The organism is Bacillus sp. MMSF_3353, from assembly GCF_030733445.1.
GTDB classification, from domain to species: Bacteria; Bacillota; Bacilli; order Bacillales; family Bacillaceae_G; genus Bacillus_A; species Bacillus_A wiedmannii.
The window spans coordinates 20,261-29,489 of the sequence record NZ_JASHJA010000036.1 but is presented as its reverse complement, the minus strand read 5'-3'; the positions used below and the strand labels follow the sequence as shown (position 1 = coordinate 29,489).

At 33.5% G+C, this 9,229-nt stretch carries 10 protein-coding genes and 1 pseudogene; 2 read left to right on the top strand and 9 right to left on the bottom strand.

Annotation, left to right across the window (positions count from 1 at the left end; all coding sequences use genetic code 11):
- The 3 genes and pseudogenes from RBB48_RS31795 to RBB48_RS28705 all read right to left on the bottom strand — a co-directional run.
- Positions 1-264: pseudogene (locus RBB48_RS31795) on the bottom strand (sulfotransferase family 2 domain-containing protein); the annotation flags it as partial.
- A 145-nt stretch (positions 265-409) separates the two neighbouring features.
- Complete coding sequence (locus RBB48_RS28710) at positions 410-604, bottom strand: hypothetical protein (RefSeq protein WP_306008567.1); 195 nt, start codon at positions 602-604, stop codon at positions 410-412.
- A gap of 164 nt (positions 605-768) precedes the next feature.
- Positions 769-1,071 (bottom strand): DUF3784 domain-containing protein, encoded by a 303-nt coding sequence (locus RBB48_RS28705; RefSeq protein WP_097908651.1) that lies wholly within the window; start codon positions 1,069-1,071, stop codon positions 769-771.
- Between the two features lie 458 nt (positions 1,072-1,529).
- On the opposite strand from RBB48_RS28705, the gene RBB48_RS28700 reads away from it, so the two are divergent.
- The gene (locus tag RBB48_RS28700) at positions 1,530-1,736 is read left to right on the top strand and encodes a hypothetical protein (protein WP_097908653.1); all 207 of its coding nucleotides are present in this window, start codon (positions 1,530-1,532) and stop codon (positions 1,734-1,736) included.
- Positions 1,737-2,222: 486 nt separating this feature from the next.
- Here RBB48_RS28700 and RBB48_RS28695 read toward each other — a convergent pair whose 3' ends face one another.
- Positions 2,223-2,732, bottom strand: a complete 510-nt coding sequence (locus RBB48_RS28695) for a hypothetical protein (protein WP_306008566.1) — start codon at positions 2,730-2,732, stop codon at positions 2,223-2,225.
- Between the two features lie 1,041 nt (positions 2,733-3,773).
- Entirely contained in the window at positions 3,774-4,484 is a 711-nt protein-coding gene (locus RBB48_RS28690) for a hypothetical protein (protein ID WP_097908657.1), read from the bottom strand.
- Positions 4,485-5,253: 769 nt separating this feature from the next.
- On the opposite strand from RBB48_RS28690, the gene RBB48_RS28685 reads away from it, so the two are divergent.
- On the top strand, positions 5,254-5,631 hold the full coding sequence (locus RBB48_RS28685) for an ArpU family phage packaging/lysis transcriptional regulator (RefSeq protein WP_097908659.1): 378 nt from the start codon (positions 5,254-5,256) through the stop codon (positions 5,629-5,631).
- A 104-nt stretch (positions 5,632-5,735) separates the two neighbouring features.
- Here the strand turns inward: RBB48_RS28685 and RBB48_RS28680 are convergent, their stop codons facing one another.
- The 4 genes from RBB48_RS28680 to RBB48_RS28665 form a co-directional block, all read right to left on the bottom strand.
- On the bottom strand, positions 5,736-5,870 hold the full coding sequence (locus RBB48_RS28680; RefSeq protein WP_255788347.1) for a hypothetical protein: 135 nt from the start codon (positions 5,868-5,870) through the stop codon (positions 5,736-5,738).
- 262 nt (positions 5,871-6,132) lie between these two features.
- The gene (locus tag RBB48_RS28675) at positions 6,133-6,546 is read right to left on the bottom strand and encodes a hypothetical protein (RefSeq protein ID WP_000273070.1); all 414 of its coding nucleotides are present in this window, start codon (positions 6,544-6,546) and stop codon (positions 6,133-6,135) included.
- 13 nt (positions 6,547-6,559) lie between these two features.
- Positions 6,560-7,585: a WXG100 family type VII secretion target gene (locus tag RBB48_RS28670; RefSeq protein WP_088063579.1), complete on the bottom strand. Its 1,026-nt coding sequence runs from the start codon at positions 7,583-7,585 to the stop codon at positions 6,560-6,562.
- A gap of 412 nt (positions 7,586-7,997) precedes the next feature.
- On the bottom strand, positions 7,998-9,164 hold the full coding sequence (locus RBB48_RS28665) for an S-layer homology domain-containing protein (protein WP_306008565.1): 1,167 nt from the start codon (positions 9,162-9,164) through the stop codon (positions 7,998-8,000).
- Positions 9,165-9,229: the final 65 nt, after the last annotated feature.

Below are 9,229 nucleotides of genomic sequence, written 5' to 3'. Positions count from 1 at the left end.
TATTTGATAAAAAAACCAATGTGCAAGAGAGGTACAGCCACTTTTTTGACTCCAAAATAAAATCAAAGGGAAGTTAGGGTTGAAGTGGGGAACGCGTCCGTATTTAATCATATTTTCAAAAAACATAGTTAGCCTCCATTCAGTTATGCCAATTATGTTTAGTGTATGAATAGAAAACTTGGCATATGAACAAGAGAAGAGAAGTAGAATAGATAGTTTAAAACAATATAATTTTAAAATAAAAGCGTTATTTGAATAGAAAATGGCAGGTAATTGACTAAGTTACCTGCCGTGATCCAAAACAGTACGGAGGACCAAGCTCCGTTTTAAAAGAGTGTAGTCATGGGAAGTTGACTTACAGATAGTATGTGTAATGTAAAAAATATTATCCGTAAATGAGAATGGAAAATTATTTTATATGGACTGGCATTCTTTTAGTTTCAAATCTTTCAAAGTCTATAGGACAATATGCAAACGTTGCTATGGGGTCTGAAGTCTCGTTTGTAAAAAAAGTGTGGTTAATTACGTCACCAGAAGAAGAATAAAAAGTAATTTTGGTTTTTGATATAGGAGGAAGCGTTATTACCAGTGGTTTACTTGTCATACTGATCAGCTCCTAAATTATTTGGTTTTATATGAACTTAATATGTATTCAATAATGTATATGAATTCATTTTATAAAGGTAGTACTTTGTGAATTGAGAAATTCAATAAAATATTATTTGAATTAGTTTTATCAATAAAAAAAGAGCCATATTAAGACTCTTTTTAAAAAGGTTTATTAATCATTTGTTTTCTAACCAAAACAAAAACTGTACCTGCAACAACACAGGTTGCATAGATTTTGCCACTTATGCCGCCGAAAAATTCAAGTCCGAAAGGTAGTAAAAAAGTAGCAATTCCTACTATGTAAGCAAATATGCCGAATAATTTAGCTAGTTTATTTTTATCACCAATAAAAGTAGCATCTTGGTATCCAGCAATAAGAAATAATTGTTTTTTAATATGAATTAGATAACCCATTATTACAATGATTAGACCAACAAGTGTGCAAACTACAAATCCATTCATTATATTCACCTACCTTATTTAAATTTTACTATATTTAGGTTGTTTTTTATAGGGTTAATAAAGAAGCTCATCTTGTTATAAGGGGGAAGGTAGAATCAAAATGACGGAAATAGAGGAATTGAAAGCGAGTATTTTTTTATAAAATCCTTATTTTAAAGCTAAAGAGTGCCTTGTAGAGCACTCCTTATGATGCTTATGTTCGATCTTAGATTGATTTCTTGCTTGGAGAAATAAAATACTCTTAAACAAAGTTTAAATAAACAATCCAGCCCATAATTAAAATATAAAACACCGCACAAAAGAAGATTAAAATGTATTTTAATGTCTTGTTCATATTAGTGCCTTCCTAAAAGAGGATAATTTAGATTTTAATATGATACGTAAAAAAGGTGCATTTATACGGGGTAGGGTGACTAGTAAACGTAAAACAAAATCGTTATTTGAAAGGAGAATGAGGAATGGCTTTTAGAACAAAAGAGACTAAGTCATATACCACTACAGTGATTTGTGATGATTGTGGAAAAGAAAGAATTTTATGTTCAACATTTGAATCGCTAGGCTTTAACGGGAAAATGAACGGAGCACTCTCGAAGGGTTATACGTTTAAACAAGAAGGCAAGAACTTTAAAAACTACTGTACTGATTGCCAAAGGAAACATAAATGATTTTGTAATCAAAACGCTATTTGGTATCTAATTTGTTTATTTAAAAAGAGCACTGTGAAAAGTGCTCTTAGAGAGGTAGGGTCAATCTTCTATTGGCCATTGTTCACAGTTAATATATGAACGTTTGCCTAAAAAGTGACAACTAACAAAAGATTGTGGGAGTTTCCAAAAAGAAACTATCTGTAGTTTATACAAGTAAAACAGAATTATACAACATGAAAAGGAGCACTACATAAGTGAGTGCTCATCGATAAGGAGGTAACTTTTTAGGTAAACACCCTTAGGTAAAAAATATGCTGGAGAAGTGGAAAATAAAACAAAAATTTCATTTTGTAATAAATAAAAAGAGCACTTACAGAAGTGCTCTTTCAAAAAATGGTGTTATTTATTTAACTTTAGTAATAACTAACAAAAAGAAATTGGAGTTTGCTTACTGTTATATAAGTTGCAGAAAATTTATTACGGCTGGGACTTCTGTCAATACGCTTAGTGAAATTGTTGCTGCCCTTGTTGGTTACCCATTTGTTGCCCTTGCTGGCCACCTAGTTGTTGCCCTTGCTGGTTACCCATTTGTTGCCCTTGTTGGCCACCCATTTGTTGACTCACTTGATCAACTTGTGTTTGAGCCTGTGCAATAGCTTGATTAATTTGGCTTAATGTTTGATTAGATTGTAGGTACTGCAATCCCTGGTTTAATGTTTGAATAGCCTGTTGGATAGTTTGCTGTAATTGTTGATCCGCTTGTTGCATTTGTTGTTGAGATTGATGACTAAATTGTTGAAGTTGTTGCATTAGTTGATTAGCTTGTTGTAATCCTTGTTGTTGCCCTTGTTGTTGACCTTGCTGTAATCCCTGTTGTTGACTTTGAGTTGTTTGAGATAAAGAGTGTTGTAACTGTTGAATTTGATTTTTAAGGCTAGTTAATTCTTGTGAAACTTCTAAATCAGCAGCTTTACGTGCTACAGCTTCAACTTTTTTCTCAGTTCGTTTATCCATTTTTAATTCCTCCTTTTGTACCCACATAATAGTGTGGAACATTTTTATAATGTACAAATTTATATTATTAATACTAAAAAATAGAATTTATTGCCTGAGGAAGGGAGATATATAAATAGTACTTTAATTAAAATAGGACAAGCAAAATTGCTTGTCCTAGAAGGAGGAAATCTCAAAACACTAAATTGACTCGTATTGGTAAACAGGTTCCTGAATAGTATGATTCAAATTAAGAAAGTTATACAAAAATGGCAGGCAAAGAAACTTTGCCTGCTTGTGGGGTGAATGAGTTAGCCAATTAAGATAAATTAACTTCTCATTCCTTTACAAAAAGAGTGAAGCCACTAGTATATATGGCTTATAAATAGTTTGTGTAGTGTTTGAGAGCTTATTCAAAAAATTAAAATGAGTAGTGCCTTTAATAAGTTGGTTATTCTTAGGTTTGTGTAGAGCACATGGTAGTATATGAGGATTATTTATTAACGTGCAAATATCTAATAGAATTTTCCTTTTGTAGAAATAAGGAAAATAACAAAGAGCACCGTGCATAAGTGCTCTTTAAGATAAGAGGTAACACTTTGAGTTGGATACTTAGGTTAAGAGTATATGGCGTAGAAGAGAAATAAGACCTGAAATTTATAATTAACTTAATACAAAAAAGCAGTTAACAAGCGTTAACTGCTCCGTCCTCAGAGAAAGAGGAAAAGAACATTACAGAGGTCACTGTCAATTCAAGCTGTATCAGCCCATTTATAGTATTGGACAGACTTTAGAATTTTATTCGGACAGACAAACTCAAAAAAGGTAGCTAGCAAAAGCTAACTGCTCAATAGTTTCATATTTTACGCAGGGGTGAAATAATGAATCTAATGAAGTATAGCTTATATAAAGGTGAATATCATTCGTATATTGATCATAAATGAATACGTTCAATATATGGGCGCATATGGTGATTTCTAATATGAAAAGAGAGCCAGGGAGCCCTCTTTAATAATTATTGGATTCGATAGAAAAACGAAAATCCTCAGATATATTAATGTATTAAAAATTTTGTGAACATGAAGTGCAAGGTCCACCAGTAGGTTGGAATACTACGTTGTCAACGAAAGCTACCGCTCCTTCTCCGCCTGTGGCTATATTTTGGAAAGTAATACATGCTGTAGTTACATCAGCAGGTATACACACAACAAGGGTATAATGTTGGAAACCAGCTTGTTGTTGATTTGCAATAGGTACAATGTGCGGAATGTTTAATGGTCCAAGCGTCGTAGGATTAGGGGGACATCCTTGCCCAAGTTGTGGAAACGATACAGAAGCAACAAGAATTGCTCCGTCTCTTATATCCCCAGCAAAAGAAAGGGTAAAGCAACAACCTCCGCCCACACCAACCGATTGAGTCATAATTCCTCCAGGCTCAATAGAAACAGCTAAGGTACTAAGGGTTCCATTTGGAAGAAAACGACCGCTATGCGCATTTGGAAATCCTACTTCTGAAACATCTCCCGTCACAGCCCACCCTGGAACCGGAAAGCCTGGTGTTGCAGGTTCATCAAACCCAGGGTTATCAAGACGATTCGTACATGGACAACATGCCGTAGCAGCTGGTCCCGTAGGTCCTGTAACTCCTGTAGCCCCGGTTGGTCCAGTCGGCCCAGTCGGCCCAGTCGGTCCAGTAGGTCCAACTTGAGGTGGGGGTACAGGGGGGAGAAAACACTCACATGGAATATGAAATTTCTTTTTAAATTCACTCATTTTTACACCATCCTTATCATTCACCCACTTACACACTACAACTTATGAATTGGTTAACAAACAAGTATAAGAAAAAGGCCCTTGAAAATTAAAATAAATAAAAAAATAAGCCCTTATGTCACAAATATAAACCCATTCCATAATATATAAGGAACATGGGTTCACTCCAAAAAGCTTTTAATATATATAAGGGAGTCCGCTTCCTAAATCAATACCGTTGAACCTGTTGCTCCTGTTGCTTCTGTTGGTAAAGTGAATAGCGAAAAATAGATAGGAGTGTTGAATCGAATAAACTTGATTCAACAGCAGTTCCATGTAAAACAATATTTTCTTCATTCATACCTTTACCTCTTATGATTGCTCGTCATAGGAGGTAAAGGTAGCAAAAAGCAAATCAGGAAGTTGGAATGCAATTATATAGAAGTGTATGGATCGTTAAGGGAAATTAAAGAATGTATCGAAGTGGACAAGCAGTTTTATTTTATAAATTAAACAAAAATTTCAATTGATTAGTATTCAAAAATCAAAAAAGAGCACTTAATAAAGTGCTCTCGTGACGAGATTCATTTTGTAACGACTATTTTATAAAGAAAGGAACGCAGAGTATTATATGTGCGTTCAGTTAATTGAGTGCTTTTTATAAACAAAGAACAGCTAGCAAAAGCTAACTGCTCGTTTTCAAGATGATAATCTAGATGCAAATACAGTTTGGCCGAGATTAGGAGTAACTATTCAAGTAATTAGATCGAACGGAGGGGAACCGTATCGTATGAATCAATTGTCATTTTTTGAAGACATCGATGAAAAGGAGATGCGAAGACTTGTGGTGAAGGAGCTGAAAAACTACAAAGCATTGTGCGTCCGGATGAAGAATCAAGAAGAACAGGCTCAAGCTGGGGGCATTGTTCTTTTTCCTAAAATGAAAGGTGACGATCAGAATCATGAGATACGTTTTAAACAAATTGAACGGACGTTAAAACATGCTCTTGATGAAGATGAACGCAGGATAATTGAGATGAAGTACCTTGGGAATCGAAAGGTTAAAGATTCGTATGTGTACAACGAATTGATGATGAAACGTGATCCGTTTTACCAGAAGAAAAAAAGTGCTATTCAGTTGATAGCTACGGCTTTAGGGATTATATAAATGAAATTGAAATGTATTTTTAACAATATGAAATAGTCTCTTGCTCTGTCTAATGGCAGAGCAAGAGACTTGAAAATTCCTAATTCAGCTTTTTTAACATGATTTCACCCATATAGAATTTTTCTACCAACAAAATTAAGCTTCCACTTTTTACAAGAAGGACATAAATATAATTCAATAACAACAATACTGTCCTCAACTAACTCTTCAAACTTATCAAACGGCATTGTATCAACCATTTTATATACATCCATTCATTCACCACATTCACACTTCGCACTTTCTATAGAACGAGAATTAAATACTTCTAAAGCATTATTACATAAGAAGTAAACCAATTCATGTGAAGGCTCTATTTCAGACGCTTCAGCTTCACGCCATACGCTTCTGGGAATCTCAGGTGATACACTTACTAGTCAATCCTCTATTATTTGACGCCAATCGAATAATAGAGTTCGTTTTTATTTAGTTTAAACAATTCTGTTTCTAAAGATATAAATACTAAGACTGTGTATTTTGTTGTAAAAATGCTTCTAAAATTCTTTTAACTGGCAGACTCGATTTTTTCAGTAGACTCTCTGCTTTATCCATTATTTGCTTGTTGGAAGCGATTATTTTTTTATATTCTTCATTGTTAAAAGAACGCAAAGAGTCTATTACATATTCAGCTAATTCATCATTCGCATTGAGTAAATCTAGTAATAAATTGAATCCATTCATCCCAGTATCTTCATCTATACAATATACTAATCTAATTTTATATTTATCATCTCTGTCCTTTAGATTTTGAAGCAATTTATCCCAATCATTTTCAGTAAATTCACTTATCAACTCTTGTACATACATAAATTCATCATCATAGAAGTAGTTATCTGAGCTATTTTCAGATAATACTGCATCTACTTTTTCATACATTTATGTTCCTCCTCTATTTGGTAAATCCACCTGGTAATGGTGCATTAATTTGACCTGTCGGATATCCACTAACCACATTGTCACCTATTTTTATTACATCAATTTCTACGCCGTCAATAATTTCCCTATGAAAAGTTGCTCCATCTCTCCCTCTAATACCTAACGGGGAAGAGTTACCTATATCAGTTATACTATCTAAAATCTTTGTATCACTCCAACTATCTGGAAATATTGTACTATTTTTTATTTTAGCCAATTTCCCGTCAGGGAATTGAGTCGTATATTTGATATCTTTCGTACCATTTGGATTGACCTTAATCGTCTCTGTAGCATAATTAGGATGACTATTTTTAATATTTGATGAATGTCCTCCAATAATTTCATTTTTATTAGGATTTTTTCTCTGTCCCAAAAGAATTTTCTCTTCCATTTCGGATGAAATAATTGACTTAGTCCCGCTGGCTTTCCCAACAGGTACTTTTTTAGCTGTATTTACAGCCTCAGTAGCCTTAGCAGTCATTTTAACTCCTTTTCCTACTTTAGCTATCTTTCCAAAGGGTGTAAGTCCGGCTACAGCCATGACACCTGCTCCAGCACGTTCCCACCCCGAAAGTTTTTCGCCAGTAGATGGATCAATACCATCCCAAACACGACGAACATCATACTCACCACTTATTTCACCCGCTATATCCCTAGCTAGTTTTTTACCATCAAAACCCTCTTTTTCTGATGATAGTGGTCCACACATTGCACCTTTTTCCATTGTAACATCTTGATTATCTGTATTGCGGAATTTTTCGGCAATTCGTTTCAAATCTTCTTCCACTTGTATAAGTGAATTGATAGATGTAAAAGCTTTTGGTCTCGCATCATTGAACATTTGAATGAATTGTTGATTAGAGGCACCAATCCATTGAAAACACAAATGATCAATTTCATTACATAAATTATTATGTATAGATTCTAATGCGATTCTGGTATTACTTGCACGATTTGCGACTTCTTCTAGCATTTCAGGTGTTACCTTGATTTGAACCATTTTTTTCCTCCCTTTCCCAATTAAAATTATGAGACAAAAAGAAAAAAATGTAAATACAGAAACTTTAGATTAATATAATAATATTCGCGTGAAATAGAATCTGCTTAATTGTAAATGAAGCCTATATATGTTAAATATTCCCTTACAAAAGAATAGTTTTATTAAAAAAACAGTCCTGTTGGGCGGCTTTTTTATTTATTTCGTATTAAGTGGGATTAGCTGAGGAATATGGGCACCAAGTAGAAATGGATAAGTTGGAGTAAACTACCCGTTCAATAATGTATTAAATATTTCTGTTTAGCTACTTGTTACTTTATCGGATGGATAGATGTGCATAAGTGATACTATGAATATCTAAAGTGAATTAAAAAAACAAGGTTTCCAATGAAAACCTTGTTTTTTTATCTATTAATTATTTTCTTTTAACATTTATGTATATTCTTTCATAACCATTTGATGCAAGCATTGTGCCTAACTCCATTTTGTAGTTACCCTTATCTAAGTATGCGTGATAATCTCGCTCCCCTGAATTTTTGAAAGGTAATGCAACAATATCGTTAATTTCTTTATCTAGATTTAAATCTGAATTTATTAAGGTAATCCAATTTTTTGCTAACTCTACAGTAGCTTTATCAATTATAAATGTAATCATGAAATCATTTTCATTCTCACCTACTAAATAGAGTTGCCCTTGTCCATAATCATAAATCTTTCCTAAATTAGGATTAGAGGAAAGTAATTCTACCCTTTCACCATCGCCCATCTGGCCGCCGCTGATATATACGCTTTCGTATTTGAAATCTTCATTATAATTATTGTTTATTTTAGTTATTAGATTTTGAGCTTCTTTAGATACAGAATTTATTAGCAACGGTGAACTGCTTGTCCAGCTACTACTGTCGTAATGAAATTCACTTGTAATCATAGAGCTAGGGAGATCAAACGGTGGTAATTCAGGTTTTGCTTCTACAAAATTAATTGCATTATATAGAAACTGTGCATATTGTTCACGAGTTACAATTTTTTTAGGTTCAAACATATTATTTCCTGTTCCAACTACAATTTTATTTTCTTGAAGTGCACTGATTGCGTCAGTAGCCCAATAATTTTTTTCAACATCTTCAAATGTAGTTATAGATGATGTTCTTAATCTGAAAGCCTTTTTTAATACAGCAGCCAACTGTTCACGAGTTAAAGTATCATCTGGGCCAAATTTACCATTACCATATCCATTCATAATTCCAGCTTTAGCAATCGCTAAAATTTCTTTTTCAAACATAGTACCTTTTACATCATTGAATGGATTTTTGAAAGGAGGGTCAGTAGGATCAGTCACTGGTTGCATATAAGTATATAACAATCTAGCAACTTGACCTCGTGTGATGGGATCACCAAAACCAAATATACCATTTCCATAACCAGCAAAGATCTGTTTCTCTTTTAAATCCATAATTGCATTATAAGACCAATGATCTGAAGGAACATCGCGAAATCCAGTCTCAGCTTGTGCATTTGTTAAAGAGGTAAACGTTGATGTAGCAAGAACAGCGCCTGCTATAATAATTTGTTTGAATTTCATTAGTGAGCTCCTTTTAATTATTAAATTTAAATATAATAATTAATAGTATATTCGTGTTTGTAAAT

What these genes read in the sequence shown, in the direction of transcription:
- RBB48_RS28710 (WP_306008567.1), bottom strand. Translation starts at nt 604, where the DNA reads ATGACAAGTAAACCACTGGTAATAACGCTTCCTCCTATATCAAAAACC.
- RBB48_RS28705 (WP_097908651.1), bottom strand. Translation starts at nt 1,071, where the DNA reads ATGAATGGATTTGTAGTTTGCACACTTGTTGGTCTAATCATTGTAATA.
- RBB48_RS28700 (WP_097908653.1), top strand. Translation starts at nt 1,530, where the DNA reads ATGGCTTTTAGAACAAAAGAGACTAAGTCATATACCACTACAGTGATT.
- RBB48_RS28695 (WP_306008566.1), bottom strand. Translation starts at nt 2,732, where the DNA reads ATGGATAAACGAACTGAGAAAAAAGTTGAAGCTGTAGCACGTAAAGCT.
- RBB48_RS28690 (WP_097908657.1), bottom strand. Translation starts at nt 4,484, where the DNA reads ATGAGTGAATTTAAAAAGAAATTTCATATTCCATGTGAGTGTTTTCTC.
- RBB48_RS28685 (WP_097908659.1), top strand. Translation starts at nt 5,254, where the DNA reads ATGAATCAATTGTCATTTTTTGAAGACATCGATGAAAAGGAGATGCGA.
- RBB48_RS28680 (WP_255788347.1), bottom strand. Translation starts at nt 5,870, where the DNA reads ATGGTTGATACAATGCCGTTTGATAAGTTTGAAGAGTTAGTTGAGGAC.
- RBB48_RS28675 (WP_000273070.1), bottom strand. Translation starts at nt 6,546, where the DNA reads ATGTATGAAAAAGTAGATGCAGTATTATCTGAAAATAGCTCAGATAAC.
- RBB48_RS28670 (WP_088063579.1), bottom strand. Translation starts at nt 7,585, where the DNA reads ATGGTTCAAATCAAGGTAACACCTGAAATGCTAGAAGAAGTCGCAAAT.
- RBB48_RS28665 (WP_306008565.1), bottom strand. Translation starts at nt 9,164, where the DNA reads ATGAAATTCAAACAAATTATTATAGCAGGCGCTGTTCTTGCTACATCA.